This is a genomic window from Acinetobacter sp. YH12145, assembly GCF_013418335.1.
Taxonomy (GTDB): domain Bacteria; phylum Pseudomonadota; class Gammaproteobacteria; order Pseudomonadales; family Moraxellaceae; genus Acinetobacter; species Acinetobacter amyesii.
The window spans coordinates 100,296-115,704 of sequence record NZ_VPCE01000005.1; the positions used below are offsets into that span (position 1 = coordinate 100,296).

The 15,409-nt window shown below is 43.3% G+C and carries 11 protein-coding genes and 1 tRNA gene; 2 read left to right on the top strand and 10 right to left on the bottom strand.

Translation table 11 applies throughout. The features are described from left to right. The 7 genes from FTU80_RS06380 to FTU80_RS06410 form a co-directional block, all read right to left on the bottom strand. Positions 1-2,841 (bottom strand): monovalent cation/H+ antiporter subunit A, encoded by a 2,841-nt coding sequence (locus FTU80_RS06380; protein WP_180084545.1) that lies wholly within the window; start codon positions 2,839-2,841, stop codon positions 1-3. A gap of 343 nt (positions 2,842-3,184) precedes the next feature. Then, positions 3,185-4,588 carry an AAA family ATPase gene (locus tag FTU80_RS06385; protein WP_180084546.1) on the bottom strand — a complete coding sequence of 468 codons (1,404 nt, stop codon included), beginning with the start codon at positions 4,586-4,588 and terminating at the stop codon, positions 3,185-3,187. A 46-nt stretch (positions 4,589-4,634) separates the two neighbouring features. Continuing rightward, positions 4,635-6,137, bottom strand: a complete 1,503-nt coding sequence (locus FTU80_RS06390; protein ID WP_111884125.1) for a UvrD-helicase domain-containing protein — start codon at positions 6,135-6,137, stop codon at positions 4,635-4,637. Positions 6,138-6,146: 9 nt separating this feature from the next. Then, on the bottom strand, positions 6,147-6,929 hold the full coding sequence (hisIE, locus tag FTU80_RS06395; RefSeq protein WP_078189402.1) for a bifunctional phosphoribosyl-AMP cyclohydrolase/phosphoribosyl-ATP diphosphatase HisIE: 783 nt from the start codon (positions 6,927-6,929) through the stop codon (positions 6,147-6,149). Between the two features lie 96 nt (positions 6,930-7,025). Then, on the bottom strand, positions 7,026-8,327 hold the full coding sequence (locus FTU80_RS06400; protein WP_180084547.1) for an NAD(P)/FAD-dependent oxidoreductase: 1,302 nt from the start codon (positions 8,325-8,327) through the stop codon (positions 7,026-7,028). A gap of 103 nt (positions 8,328-8,430) precedes the next feature. Beyond that, positions 8,431-9,318, bottom strand: a complete 888-nt coding sequence (locus FTU80_RS06405; RefSeq protein ID WP_180024275.1) for an SDR family NAD(P)-dependent oxidoreductase — start codon at positions 9,316-9,318, stop codon at positions 8,431-8,433. Positions 9,319-9,718: 400 nt separating this feature from the next. Then, complete coding sequence (locus tag FTU80_RS06410; protein WP_180026119.1) at positions 9,719-10,996, bottom strand: O-acetylhomoserine aminocarboxypropyltransferase/cysteine synthase family protein; 1,278 nt, start codon at positions 10,994-10,996, stop codon at positions 9,719-9,721. 318 nt (positions 10,997-11,314) lie between these two features. On the opposite strand from FTU80_RS06410, the gene ettA reads away from it, so the two are divergent. Beyond that, positions 11,315-12,976: an energy-dependent translational throttle protein EttA gene (gene ettA / locus FTU80_RS06415; RefSeq protein WP_180021489.1), complete on the top strand. Its 1,662-nt coding sequence runs from the start codon at positions 11,315-11,317 to the stop codon at positions 12,974-12,976. Between the two features lie 67 nt (positions 12,977-13,043). Here the strand turns inward: ettA and FTU80_RS06420 are convergent, their stop codons facing one another. Further along, the gene (locus FTU80_RS06420) at positions 13,044-13,454 is read right to left on the bottom strand and encodes an SEL1-like repeat protein (protein WP_180084548.1); all 411 of its coding nucleotides are present in this window, start codon (positions 13,452-13,454) and stop codon (positions 13,044-13,046) included. Positions 13,455-13,807: 353 nt separating this feature from the next. Between FTU80_RS06420 and FTU80_RS06425 the strand changes: the two genes are divergently transcribed. Next, on the top strand, positions 13,808-14,773 hold the full coding sequence (locus FTU80_RS06425; RefSeq protein ID WP_180084549.1) for a cation diffusion facilitator family transporter: 966 nt from the start codon (positions 13,808-13,810) through the stop codon (positions 14,771-14,773). Positions 14,774-14,798: 25 nt separating this feature from the next. On the opposite strand, the gene FTU80_RS06430 is transcribed toward FTU80_RS06425, so the two are convergent. Beyond that, positions 14,799-15,140, bottom strand: a complete 342-nt coding sequence (locus tag FTU80_RS06430) for a hypothetical protein (RefSeq protein WP_078189395.1) — start codon at positions 15,138-15,140, stop codon at positions 14,799-14,801. 154 nt (positions 15,141-15,294) lie between these two features. After that, positions 15,295-15,370, bottom strand: a tRNA-Glu gene (locus FTU80_RS06435). Positions 15,371-15,409 lie beyond the last annotated feature (39 nt).

Sequence of the window (15,409 nt, forward strand, 5' to 3'; positions counted from 1 at the left end):
TTATTCGTCTCTTGGAACTGGACCAGACATACTCGAGTGACGCGAGTCGCCTAAGACGGAAATCATTAACATCGTCGCGCCCACAACAGTGATGTAGACACCTGTGTCGAAGAGGGCAGCGGAGGCAAGGTGCATTTCACCTAAAATGGGTGGTGAGACATAGATATGAGCACTGGTCAGGAATGGGCGGCCCCATAGCCAAGCGGCGATCCCTGTCAAACCCGCAATGGTTAAACCAATACCAATCCACACTTCATATAAGCGACCTGATTTTGCACCAATCAATTGTTCAGCACGGTCTTGACCGAGCGCGATATATTGAATCACTAAGGCTAAAGAGGTAATTAAACCTGCAATAAAGCCACCGCCAGGTAAGTTATGACCCCGTAGGAAAATATACAGACTGATCACCAAGGCCAAAGGCAAAATCCAAGATGAGGTAATACGGAACATCAGTGGCGACGGATTAAAACGATAGGTCAGACCTTGCGTAATGGTGGTGCCATGAGCACGCATACCATCCATCATGCATAGCGTACCAATTGCAGCAATTCCCAGTACGGTAATTTCACCAAAGGTATCGAAACCACGGAAGTCCACCAAGATCACGTTGACCACATTGGTACCACCACCAAGTGGGATAGACTGCTGCATGAAGAACCATGAAATGGAGTTATGATCACGGGTCATGATCAACCATGAAATCCATGCAATCCCTAGACCTGCAATAATCGCAATCAATGCATCTCGCCAACGACGTGACACGCTCGACTCATAAGGGGTGAGCTGTGGTAATAACGATAGGCTCATGAGTAAGAGCACGGTGGTCACCACGTCAACAGTAATCTGTGTTAACGCCAAATCGGGAGCGGAGAAACAGATAAACACCATGGTCACAACCAGACCGACTGCACCACTGATGAGGACGGCTTTAATCCTTTCATGGTGGAACCAAAGCATCATCCAACATGCAGAGAATAATAATAGCCACAGAACGATCGCGATGACCGGTGCATGTACCAGTTCACGACTGCCTGTGCCGATGCCTTGCAGCCAAAATGGAACGATGACGATGGCTACACTAAAGATTAAAATCCACAATACATAGCTTTGTAATTTGCCGTTTTCAGTAAAGCGACGAAATTTTCTTGAGCTGAGTAAAAGATATTTTAAAAATAAGTCGAACAGCACTTTACCTTGCAAACGACCCAAAAATGGATCTAAGTCGATCCGGCGTAATTTGCCGCCCTTTGCCAATGCGAAGTAGAAAATTAAACCACCCAAGAGTGCTATTACACTCATCAAAAGCGGTGCATTTAAACCATGCCAAATCGCTAAATGTGCACCTTCAAACGTTAGGTTTTGAATACTCGCACGTGCTGTGCTGTTGACTATATGCTCAACTAATAGGGCAGGGAATAATCCAACTAAAATACATAAAGCAGCCAGTAATGTTGCTGGTGCGCGCATACCAAACGGTGGTTCATGTGCTTCTTTATTGGGAATTTCTTTCCCCAGTGGACCATCAAAAAACACCCCGTGAACTAAACGTACTGAATACGCGACAGCAAAGATACCGGCAAAGGTGGCAATGATGGCTGATACGATCATCACAGGCCCAGTCAGATTGGCTAAAAGCTCAGTAAAGAACATCTCTTTAGAGAGGAAACCATTGGTTAATGGGACACCTGCCATAGAGGCCGCAGTGATCATGGTTAGCGTTGCGGTAAACGGAAGTAATTGCCATAAACCAGAGAGTTTTCGTAAATCACGTGTGCCTGATTCGTGGTCAATAATCCCCGCGATCATAAATAGGGCTGCTTTGAAGGTCGCATGATTAATGATATGGAAAATGGCAGCCGCAACTGCAAGGGGAGAACCGATCCCCAGTAAGCAAACGATCAGACCTAAATGGCTGATGGTGGAATAGGCCAAAAGCCCTTTTAAATCTTCTTTGAAAATGGCAAAGAATGCTGCCATACATAAGGTAAATAAGCCAATAAAGGTGACCAAGTTGTGATACAACGCAGCGCCTGCAAAAATCGGTAATAAGCGTGCAAGCAGGAAAATTCCGGCTTTTACCATCGTGGCAGAGTGTAAATAGGCCGAGACGGGGGTCGGTGCCGCCATAGCATTTGGCAACCAAAAATGGAAAGGGAACTGCGCACTTTTAGTAAATGCTCCCATTAATATTAATAGCAGTGTGGGTACAAAAAGCGAGTGCTGCTGAATTTGGCTACTCATCGTTAGGATTTGATCAATCTGATAGGTGCCCGTGATTTGCGCCAACAGAACAAAACCACCCAGCATACATAAACCACCCATACCTGTAATGGTCAAAGCCATTCGAGAGCCACGCTGAGCTGCGTCGTAATTGCTCCAATAACCAACCAAAAGGAAAGATGAAATGCTGGTAAGTTCCCAGAAAATAAGCAATAAAATTAAATTATTAGACAATGAAATGCCGAGCATGGCAGCCATGAACAGCATCAATAAAAAATACAGTTTACTGAGCGAATTCTTTGGACTTAAATAATAGTAGGCATAGATATAAATTAAGGTGCCGATCCCGGTAATGAGCAGGGAAAACAATAAGCCCAGTGCATCGAGACGGAAACTGAAATCAATGCCAACTTGAGTGAGCCATGGCCATGTTTGAATGATGGTTTTGCCATTAAATACATCTTGAGCCTGACTCAATAATAAAACTAAACTGCTGAGGCTGACGCCAATCGCCCCTAAAGCTGTTACCCCGCGAGAGAATTGCTTCAACCACGAGACAAGTGTTGTGCCTAGTATTAACGGTAACAATATAATAATCGGTAGCACACTCGTATCCATTGTCTTGATTAGGCGGTGAAACCTAGGTGTATTTCATCTTTCAAGGATTACAGGACAGCAAAGAGCAGTCCAAAAATTCAATCTTGAAAGCCATGTGTGTCAAAAAAAATTAAAAACAAGCTGTGTTGCGCAACTCGTGAAGCGATAGCAATTTCCGATGTTACTATGAAAATTGCAAATAAAACCGATCATATTACATGCGTAAAACAACATCAATCTTTTTTATGAACCACTTACACATTATACGCCTGACGAAACTGTCTAGACATCTATTGCGGCCTTATTGCTGAATATTTAAACATCGAGTCGGTGTATTATACTCAGCCAATCAGCCTCAGTATTTTTAACTCAGTGGTTGGATTGTAACGTCCTGATCACCTCGCTGTGATAAAGCCCTAACCAATTCTTGTTGCTGCTGCTCGGTCAGTTGTGTCTGAATTAATTGTAACAAGTGCTGGATGGTATCCTGATTGTTTAGCGGCTCATTTAATTCAGTCTCTTCAGTTTTAGGTGGAAGCGATGGTTTAGATCCGAGTTGCAACTGCTGATAAATTTGATCATAGGTTTCTTGTAGTTTTTCAGGCTGAATTTCACTGAGCTTTTTATTCTGTAATTGTAAGCACTGAAAGCGAGAAGCCTGTTCCATCAGTTCAGGACGGTTGCCGCTGGCAATGATTTGGAGTCGTGGAAACGCTTGATTTAAACGGGTTAAAATCACTTGAGTCATGTTTTGATCGAGTTGGTGGTCTATGGCGTCGATCAATAAAATACCGTCACCTTCTTGGCACGGATATAAGCTATGAGGATTGAGCAGACAGAGGCGACGCACAATATCACCAATTAAGGCCACAAGGTTGCGTACACTATTTGATAGCTGTTGGAACAACATATCTTTGCCTTGATAGCAGACCATTAACTGTAATTTGGGGTGATATTGCAGATAAATATTGGTCACCTCGGGCAACACGGTCTCTAAGGCTTGTTTTAATGATCTGAGTGACGGCGCGTGTAGATCGGCCTGAGCTTGTGCTAGTTTATGCCCAAAAAGAGGCGTGTCTGATGCGTTGGGTATATCTGCTTGGGTTTTAGGATGTAATAAATTTTGAATTAATTCGGCACTTTGTGCATTTTCAATGTCGGATATTTCTCGAAACCACTCAAAAAAACGAATAAACGTGGTAAAGGGAATGGCCGATATTTCATAAGCATGCGAAGGCTGAAAAATAGCAGGATTATTTTTATTGAGAATATTCACATCGTTGACGAAACGTTCAGCAGGGTAATAGGCAATGAGTGGCAACCCTTGTAACGGATCGGCTTTGAGGGCTTTTTGATACAGCGCAACCATCGATTCTAATTGCTGTGTTTCGGCCTTACTGAGGCCGACGCCTTGACTGTTTAAGGTTTTGTACAATTGCCATGAACAACATTGTGGGTCTTGGTCTTGTTGATCACTTGAAAGCTGAAATGAGCCAATCTCTTCGGGAAAACTGACTTGAATATCAAGTTTCGATTGCAAGCGATTTAACATGATGTCTTGATCGAGCATTACCACGCCTGCGGTGCGTAAATCTTTATAACGTGCAGCGAACCAAGTGAGGGCCTGATAACTAAAGCGTAGTAGGGAGGTTTTTCCAGAACTTTGATCACCCAAAATTAAAGTGATCGGCAGATCGTGGTAATTAAAATTGAGGGTGATATCAGTAAAATGAAGGGTGTGCTTGAGTTGGATCGATTGTAATTTCATGGTGCACCTTTTACTGATTTATTGTTTATTCACCTTTTTCATCATACTAGCTGACCGCTTGTGCCAAAGATTTGGGCATTTGACGTTTTAAGTGCTGCATCAAGTCATAAATATGATGGATATTTAAACTTACTTTAGCACGTGTGCAAGCCACGTAAAGTAACCGTAACTCTTCGTCACTAATTTTATAATCTTTATCGTTGAGCTTAAATTGGTAGTCATCTTCAATATGTACCCGATCCCATTCTAAACCTTTGGCTTTATGGGCAGTCGAGATGATGTAGTCGGCTTGATCAATCGGGGTGATTTTAGCCAGCGCCTTTTTCAGTGGGTCAGTACCGTGGTCATCGACCAACTTCACTAGCGGTTTAATATCGCTGCCGTCATTGGTTTCACAATATTCATGCACATCATGCCATGAGTTAAACCACGCAAGCTCTGGGACATCGACTACGCGTTTGCCTTGCTTGAGCATGGCTGCAGCATCTACAAAACGATTGAGTCGCGCATGATCTGCTTGCAGGCTAACTTTTTCGCCCTTAACCAAACCCGCCAATAACAGTTCCATCGCACGTGCATTGGTACGACATAAAATGGCATCGCGCATCTTGGTATGTGGTTTATTGACCACTTTAGAGTTGAGCTGCGGATTACCCAATAAAGGCACGGTTTCGTTCAATGCGCCCAGTAGAGCATTGGCGTTCAAGGCAATTTCTTCACCAAAACGGAAAGACGTGGTTAAACGGGATTCGGGTAAAGGGAGTTGCTGCATGGCATTGACTGCGCCACGCCATGCATAAATTTGTTGATGCGCATCGCCAACATAGATGACTTGGGTATTCCGCTGTTTCAGTAAAATCCCTAGCATTAGTGGGTCAGCATCCTGAGCTTCATCAAACAACACGTAGTCGGCAGGAATATTCGGTTCAGACAGAGCCCAGAGTTTTAAATAAATATCGTGTCCAATTCCTGCTGCATGGTTCGGATCAATCGACTCTAACCAACGACGTTCAATGGCAGGATACAAATGCTTTTGTAAGCTTTCGATATCGTCCGGATGCAGCCAACTCGGTGCTTGTAGATGTCGTGGGGCAGGGTATTGCGAACTGGTCGAACAGAAATAACTGACAGCGTTTGCCACCAGACTTGCCAAACGCGAAGGCATGAGTACATATTTTTCATAACGACCGCCCATCATACGACGTAAGGTGATCGGTTCTAGTCGATATTCTTTAGCAATAAAGCTCGGACTTAAACGTGGTAGACGCAGTTTGTCAGTCACTCCACGTGGAACACTACGATAAGCCAATGAGTGGAAGGTTCGACAGTCGACATTTTGATGAAAACGATTCTGTGCTTCGGTGGCAATGGCTTTGTTAAAGGCCAAGTACATGCCACGCCGCTGAGGCATGGCATCACTGATCATTTGCAGTGTGGTTGTTTTACCTGTGCCAGCATAGGCAATCACTTTAAATGATTTACCAAGACGTGCGTTATCTATGGCAGTGGCCTGCTCATAGGTCGCGGTCGGTTTTTTAAGATCTGGCACGGTTGCGTCTTAGTGCTGACGGTTGGCTTTTTCAACCAAACCGGAAAGGCCTTGACGACGAGCGAGTTCGTTAAGTACCAATTGAGGATCAATATCGAAATAACCCAACATCACAATGGTATGGAACCAAAGGTCTGCTACTTCGTAAATCAAATCGTTTTTGTTGTCTTCATTGGCTTCGATTTTGAAATCTTTAGCGGCAATGATGGTTTCAACACTTTCTTCACCGATTTTTTCTAAAATTTTGTTGAGGCCTTTATGGTAAAGCTTTGCCACATAAGAGGACTCAGGATCAGCTTGTTTGCGTTCAGCCATCATTTTACCTAAGTAGTCGAGTACTTCGACTTGCTCAGATTGCGCATTGGATGCATTCATCGCAAGAGTATGTGGATTTGCTGATTTTGCACCATAAATTGCAGCCGGATCTTTTAATTGCGCATCGACAATTTCCCAGCCATTGGCAGTAAGCTTGCGGTAGAAGCATGACTCACGGCCGGTATGGCAGGCAATGCCGCCATGCTGTTCAATTTGTAGCACAATCACGTCAGCATCACAGTCCAAACGGATTTCATGTACGGTTTGGAAATGGCCAGATTCTTCACCTTTATGCCATAGCTTATTGCGTGAACGTGAAAAGTACACCGCTTGATTTTTTTCTGCAGTTTGCGCCAAGGCTTCACGGTTCATCCATGCCACCATCAATACGCGCCCGCTTTGATGATGCTGTGCAATAGCAGGCACTAAGCCTTGTTCGTTAAATTTTACTTCATCGAGCCATTGCAGGTTGTTCATGAGGATTTCACCAATTCAAAAATCAAAAAATAAATGCCGCAGCATTTGAGCAGCACTATAGTGTAAGCCATCAAGAGAATGATGGGGAGTTAATTCTTAATCAAATTTTAAATTGCGCAGTTCAGCCGCAGAATCATCTGCAGGCTTTCGGGCAATGTCAGCATAATTCATGTGCCCAAATGCACCCGTTTTTAAGCCGGAAATCGTAATCGCCATTTCTTTGCGGAAAAACGGCAGCTGATACATAGCACGAAATGAAAAATCACGGAGCGGTGCTGTCCAGCGATGATGTGATTGATAAAAAGGAGTCAGCAAGCGACTAAAAAATTGGTAAAATCGCACGGAGGACAACCGTAGCTGATGATACTCCTGCCAGAGGTTTTGCAGTGAGGAGTCCTGTTGATATTGAAGCAGAGCTTGACTGATGGCCCATGCATCGAGCAAAGCCATGTTGGCGCCTTGTCCAAGCTGTGGACTCATGGCATGAGCAGCATCGCCTAATATGCCGATACGACCTTCACCAAGTTTGCTCAGCACCACATCACGATAATTGGCAGATAGCCATTGCTGCGGATCATCTGGATGTGGAATCACATGCGCTAACCATTCTGCAATACTCGGCCAGCGTTTTGAAACTTCAAGCAACCATTGCTGCTGTGCGTTCTTTGTTTTTAAGAATTCCTCTAAATCTTCTGTAGGCAAACTCCAGAAAATGCTCGAAAGGCGCTGTTCAGGCTGTGTTGGAATTGCTCCCGTAGGCATCACACCCATCATGATGTTGGAGCGGTCATAGAATTGGTGCAAGATTTGTGGATTGAGCACTTCGCATTCAGGCACGATGATCCACTTTGCACCCCAAGGATAGGCTTGGTTGAGCTTTTCCCACGCTTTAGGGCGTAAATGGCTGCGTGCGCCATTGGCGATCAACACGAGATCAAACTGACGTTGAAAAGATTGATCTGCGGACTGCCCAATCACGTTTATACCCTCACTGGACTCTTGAAGTTCATGTACCTCATGCGCCATGCACCACTCAACGTGTTGAGGATATTCACGGACTTTGGATGCGAGGACATGACAGAGCGCGGCACGGTGAATGCCGAGTCCATATGAACGTTCATCAGCTTGTCGATAATGACTGTTAATCAGCAAGTCGCCGCCAGCCAGTTGACCTTCCAGACCTGTTACCACAGCACCTAGGCTTAAGGCATGTTCCAAAATGCCTAAATGTTCGAAAACCGCAAGCCCGGCGGGTTGTAATAATAATCCTGCGCCCACAGGTTCAAGTTGTGAGACTTTTTCATATAAGCTGATTTGATGGCCTTGATTAGCAAGCATTGCTGCAGCAGCCAATCCTGCCGTACCTGCACCGACGATGGCAATGTTTTGAGTTTTCATTGTTATAAAAGTTGATTTTATCTCAGCCCAATGTAGCAAAATTGCCGCATAAAACCCAATAAAAAAAGCCCTCAAAAGGGCTTTTTAAAGGGTGAGTCAGGTCTTACCAATGTTCACCTGGGAATAGGCGAGCATATGCTTTTTGTACCCAATTGAGTTTTTCTTGCTTACCAATAGACGCTGAAGAGCTTGGGAACAGGTTATAACCAATCGACATGAGTTTATTGTTAATGTCAGGAGCAATGGAGTAGGTGATCGAAGCCAAACGGCCCAAATTGGTTGCGACTTTCTTCGGACGTTTCACGATGGCATAGGCAATCAGGTCAGTTGCTTGTTCTGGAGAAAGCGTTGGAACATATTTATAAATTTTGGTTGGGGCGATCATTGGCGTGCGCACCAATGGCATGTAGACCGACGTGATGGCAATATTATGCGAGTGAACTTCAGCACTTAGGCAACGGCTGAAAGCATCTAATGCGGCTTTAGATGCAACATACGCAGAGAAGCGCGTTGCATTGGCCAATACACCAATCGAACTGATGTTGATGATATGACCTTCACGGCGAATCATCATTTTCGGCAGTAAATTCATCACCAAACGTACCGCGCCAAAATAGTTCAACTGCATAGTACGTTCAAAATCATGGAAACGATCAGTTGATTCATGCACGGCACGGCGAATAGAACGGCCAGCGTTATTAATTAAGATATCAATATGATCGACGGAAGCGAGGATTTGTTGTGCCACAGCATCAATGGATTCCATATCATTGAGGTCACATGGGAAAACATCGGCTTTACCGCCAGTGGCTTCAATTTCAGCTTTTACGGCATCAAGCGTTTCTTTGGTACGTGCAACCAGTAGAACATGTGCGCCTGCATTGGCAAGGCGATGCGCTGTGGTTAAACCGATACCACTTGATGCACCGGTGATTAAAATGGTCTTGCCGTTGACACGGTCAACGAAACGTTTCTCAAGTCTTGAATTCACGATGAGGTTCCCTGTTAAATCAGTTTTATTGTATTCATTTATCGGCCCGACAATGCTATGTGCAGGGCTGTTTTAAGTCAGCGGTATGATAGCGTTTTATTAAAAAAAAGCCATATATAAGTAATTGATAATAAAATAATATTTAGAGTTTTTACTCTAAATTAAAATCCCTATTTACTCAATTTTTAACACATAAATATGTGAAAGAGAAGTGCTTTTATCCACATCGTTGCAACCTAAAAAAGTCGATTTTCAAGATAAATAAAATTGTAAATAAATATAGAAGCAGGGCCATAGATGCGCAAAATTGAAAGGCAGATAATGTGGGGGTGATTATTTAAATGAAATGGAAATAAAAACAGGCCTTAAAAATAAGACCTGTGGATTGTGCACTTGTGGTTTAAACAGCAGCTAAGGCTTGCTCTAAGTCGGCAATCAAGTCATCTGCATGCTCGATCCCAATCGATAAACGAACCATATCAATGCTGACACCGGCTGCTTTGAGTTCATCTTCATTGAGCTGACGATGTGTCGTGGTCGCAGGATGGCAAGCTAAACTTTTGGCATCACCAATATTCACAAGGCGAGTAAATAACTGCAACGAATCGATGAAACGCGTGCCGCCTGCAAGGCCATCTTGAACCCCAAAGGAAAGAATCGCAGATGGTTTGCCTTTGACATATTTTTGCGCCAAAGCATGCTGAGGATGGTCTTTTAGGCCAGCGTAGTTGACCCATTTTACTTTTGGATGCGCTTGTAAATATTCCGCCACTTTTTGCGCATTTTCAGTATGACGCTCCATGCGCAGGCTTAAGGTTTCCAAACCTTGTAAGATCAAAAACACATTGTGCGGGCTGATCGCAGCGCCTGTATTACGCAGCGGGACCACGCGCGCACGGGCAATGTAGGCTGCGTCACCTAAGGCTTCGACATAATTGACCCCGTGGTAGCTTGGATCAGGGATGTTGAGTGATTTAAAGCGTTCAGGGTATTTGCCCCAAGGAAATTTGCCGCTATCGACGATGATGCCACCGATCGAATTACCATGACCGCCAATATATTTTGTGAGTGAGTGCACCACGATGTCGGCACCAAATTCAAATGATTTTTGCAGAACAGGTGTGGCAACAGTATTGTCTACGACTACAGGTATGCCAAATTCATGCGCAATTTTCGAAATTGCTTCGAGGTCAATAATATTGCCCAATGGGTTACCAATAGATTCGACAAAGACCAACTTGGTTTTGTCATCGATGAGGCTACGCAGCGCTTCAGGGTTTTGATAATCAAAGAAGCGAACTTCAATGCCTTGTTTCGGCAGGGTGTGGGCAAACAGGTTATATGTGCCGCCGTACAGGGTCGAAACTGAAGCGATATTGTCGCCTGCTTCAGCAATGGTTTGAATCGCATATGTAATGGCCGCCATACCAGAGGCTAAGGCCAAAGCGCCAATACCGCCTTCGAGCGCTGCAACACGCTGTTCAAGTACCGCCGTGGTTGGATTCATAATGCGGGTATAAATATTACCCTGAACTTTTAAGTCAAATAAATCAGCACCATGCTGCGTGTTATCAAAGGAATATGAGGTGGTTTGATAAATCGGCACCGCAACCGCTTTGGTGGTTGGCTCCGGTGTATACCCCGCGTGAATTGCTAAAGTTTCGTCTTTATAGGTCATGATTACTTCATCTAAGAGAGCTAGTTTTTAAACAGTCTATCACTTATATATATGAATAAAAGTGCTTTATTTATAAAATGAATATCATAATTATTCATATTATTGAAAAATTTTCAGCTAAAGATGAGCGAAATCATGCCTAAAACCGCATGTTTAAATTTTGTTCGCCATTAAACTTGTAACAATGCATTGAAGCCGTGTGCGAAACCTTATTTTTTCACGACTTTATGCGTATAATAGCCGATTATTTTTTCGCTCAATTGAGCAGGGGCAACTTTGTGTTGTTCCGTATATGTTTTGACTATTGAGGAGTCCTAAGTGGCCCAATATATTTACACGATGAACCGTGTGTCGAAGATGGTTCCGCCTAAGCGCGAAATCCTGAAAGACATCTCTTTATCATTTTTCCCAGGCGCAAAAATTGGTGTGCTTGGTCTAAACGGTGCAGGTAAATCTACCTTGCTTCGTATTATGGCGGGCGTAGATAAAGATTTCTCAGGTGAAGCACGTGCTCAACCGGGTATCAAAATTGGTTACCTTGAACAAGAGCCGCCATTGGATGAAAGCAAAGACGTTCGTGGTAACGTTGAAGACGGTTTACGTGAACCGTTGGATGCTTTGGCGCGTCTTGATGAAGTATTTGCAGAATATGCAGCAGAAGATGCTGACTTTGATGCACTTGCAAAAGAACAAGAGAAGTTAGAAGCAATTATCCATTCATGGGATGCACATAACATTGTCAACCAAATGGATCAGGCTGCTGCTGCGTTGAACCTTCCAGCTTGGGATGCAGATGTATCTAAGTTGTCTGGTGGTGAGCGCCGTCGTGTTGCACTTTGCCGTTTGTTATTGTCTAAACCAGACATGCTGCTTCTAGACGAACCGACGAACCATTTGGATGCTTCATCAGTCTCTTGGTTAGAACGTTTCTTGAAAGACTTCCCAGGCACCATCGTTGCGATTACCCATGACCGTTACTTCTTGGATAACGTGGCAGAGTGGATTCTTGAGCTTGACCGCGGCATGGGTATTCCATACCAAGGCAACTATTCTTCTTGGTTAGAGCAGAAAAATGCTCGTTTAGAGCAAGAACAGAAGCAAGAAGAATCTTTTGCTAAAGCATTGAAAAAAGAGCTTGAATGGGTTCGTTCAAATGCTAAAGGTCAGCAAAAGAAAAACAAAGCGCGTATGGAGCGTTTTGAAGAGCTTAACTCACGCGAATTCCAACAGCGTAATGAAACGTCTGAAATCTACATTCCACCTGGTCCACGTCTAGGCAACAAGGTTGTAGAAGTTGAAGGCATCAGCAAATCGTTTGGTGATCGTACGCTTTATAAAGACTTATCATTCGTTGTACCACCTTGTGCCATTGTGGGTATCGTGGGTGAGAACGGTGCGGGTAAAACCACATTGTTCCGTATGATGACAGGCGAGCAACAACCAGATACAGGTACTGTGGTACTGGGTGAATCGGTTAAAGTGGCTTATGTCGGCCAGATTCGTGACACCTTAGATGACAACAAAACTGTTTGGGAAGAAGTTTCTGGCGGTTTAGACATCTTGAAGATTGGTGAATACGAAATCGCATCTCGTGCGTATATCGGTCGCTTTAACTTCAAAGGTCAAGATCAGCAAAAACGTGTAGGTCAATTGTCAGGTGGTGAACGTAACCGTTTACAACTTGCAAAAATCTTGCAAATGGGTGCCAACGTTATCCTGCTAGATGAACCATCAAACGACTTGGATATCGAAACTTTACGTGCGCTTGAGGATGCAATTCTGGTATTCCCAGGTACTGTCATGGTGATCTCGCATGACCGTTGGTTCCTCGACCGTATTGCAACGCACATCTTGTCATTTGAAGGTGAAACCCCTGAATTCTTCACGGGTAACTACCATGAATTTGAAGAATACCGTCGTAAACGTGACGGTGATGACTTGGTAACGAAACGTCAAAAATACCGCAAAATTGGTGGCTAATTCCTTCCTGATTTTGAAATAAAAAACCAGCCTGCGGGCTGGTTTTTTATTGCTTAAGATTCAATGACTACATAACAATATCTTCAAAGGCATGATGTAAGACGTAGTCTGCACGTTCATGACCTTGTGCAGCGGCTTTACTGAGCCAAAGCTGTGCAAGTTCATAATTGCGGTCTAAGCCGAGTTCTCCATGTAAATAACCGAGACCTAAGCGATATTGGGCATCTTTATGACCTTTTAATGCGGCACTTAAAAAATTCCACATGGCATTGCGATAGTCGGTAGGGGATTGGTCTGCTAAATCCATAGTATGGTGATTGAGAAAGTCTCGATGGTGTTGAGCCGCAAGAATTTCAAAATAAGTCCCTTGGGCGTAATCACCCTCGGCTTCTGGAACCAAAAGATGCATTCCTTGCAACTTTGGATTCATCTGTTGTGACAACAGTGCATAGATTTTTTTCAGAGCTTGTATCATCATTGTTAAACTCCTTGTTGCTAAGCATAACCACTTGATTAATAAAAATATTAACAGTAGCCATTCGTGCGCTGCGATGAATGATTTAATTGTTTTAAACAGATCACACTTAAGATGAAAATTAGCATGCTTGTCATGATATGTGAATAGGTATTAAAAAAATATTTATAAGTAATTTCAGTTATCTAGATCGAGAAAATTAATTTGAATAAACTGAAAGAGGATGCTGAAAAAGCAGTTTTTAAGCTTGAAAGTAAAACGTAATACTGAAGGTTGAATGATGTAATTTTATTACGTTTACTGCACCTGTTAAGCTCAAGGCTGAAGAACATATAATTTATAAAGGTCAGAAAATAATGAGTGAGCATTATGGGCATGACCACAGCCATGCCGTTGTCACAGAAGGGAATGTCAAAAAATTAAGTTTTGCTTTAGCACTGACCAGTACTTTTTTGATTATTGAAGTTATTGCTGGCTTTATGACGCAAAGTTTGGCGCTATTGTCAGATGCGGCACATATGTTCACCGATGCTGCAGCCCTTGCCATAGCATTGGTCGCGATCAAAATTGGCAAGCTTCCTGCTGACAATAAACGCACCTTTGGCTATCAGCGTTTTGAGATTTTGGCTGCCTTGTTTAATGCCTTGATGCTATTTGTGGTTGCGATTTATATTTTGTATGAGGCCTATCAGCGCTTTTCAACGCCGCCGGAAATTCAAAGCATGGGCATGATGATTGTGGCGGTTATTGGTTTGATCATTAATTTAATCTCGATGCGTATTTTATTTTCCAGTTCGCAAGAAAGCTTGAATGTGAAAGGAGCGTATCTAGAGGTGTTGAGTGATGCCTTAGGTTCGGTGGGTGTGATTATTGGCGCGGCGATTATTTATTTTACGGGCTGGATGTGGGTCGATACCCTTATAGCGGTGCTCATTGGTTTTTGGGTCTTACCAAGGACTTGGATTTTATTAAAACAAAGTATCAATATTTTATTGGAAGGCGTGCCTGAAGAAATCGACATAGAAAAGTTACGCAATGATTTATTGGCACTCAAAGGGGTGGAGAGCATTCACCAGTTAAAGGTCTGGGCAATAACGTCAAAGAATGTGCATTTGACGGTTCATCTCTTTGCACCTGAAGCCGATCGTAATGCCTTGTATTTTGAGGCGATTGAAATGTTGCAACATGAGCACGGAATCACAGAGATGACATTACAAATCGAAGAAGATGAATGTGTGGTGCACCAACACACCCAAAAGTCTGATCATGAACATCATCAAGATGATCATGCGCATTCTCATGATGAATCACATCAGCACTAATGCTAATGTGATTTAAATGGCTTGCTTAGATTTCCCACTCATGATTACATTCGCGGCATTTCCATTTTTTCTGTGATTGCATAAAACCTTGCATTGAGATTTTAAAATCTGGCAGGTCGCGATAGAACATGAAGCCAGCAATCAAGCAAGCAATAAATACAACAACAGTCGCAGTTTGTAATGTAGTACCTGCACCGTCACCAAAAATCCACATTGCGATGCTGATAATCACCAACAGTAAAAGAATAAATACCGCAGGGATGAGGATAATCAGGCTTTTAGGCACGACAGGACGAGCAACAGGCTGGCCTGCTTGCGCAAGAGGCATAATTTTAGGGCTTTGACATTTAGGGCAACGGTATTGCATTGCAACTCCATAATTTTAATCTATGGTTTATTTTAATCAGAATGACGCAGAAAGCAAAAATACCGTAAATTTAAATCAGATAAAATTTAGGCAATAAAAAACCCAAGTCATAATGCTTGGGTTTTTTATAAGATGATTTGCATCACCTTGAATATGGCGTCCCTACGGGGATTCGAACCCCGGTTACCGCCGTGAAAGGGCGATGTCCTAGGCCTCTAGACGATAGGGACAATTTGAGGCAACTTAGAGTTGGTTGACACCATCTCTTT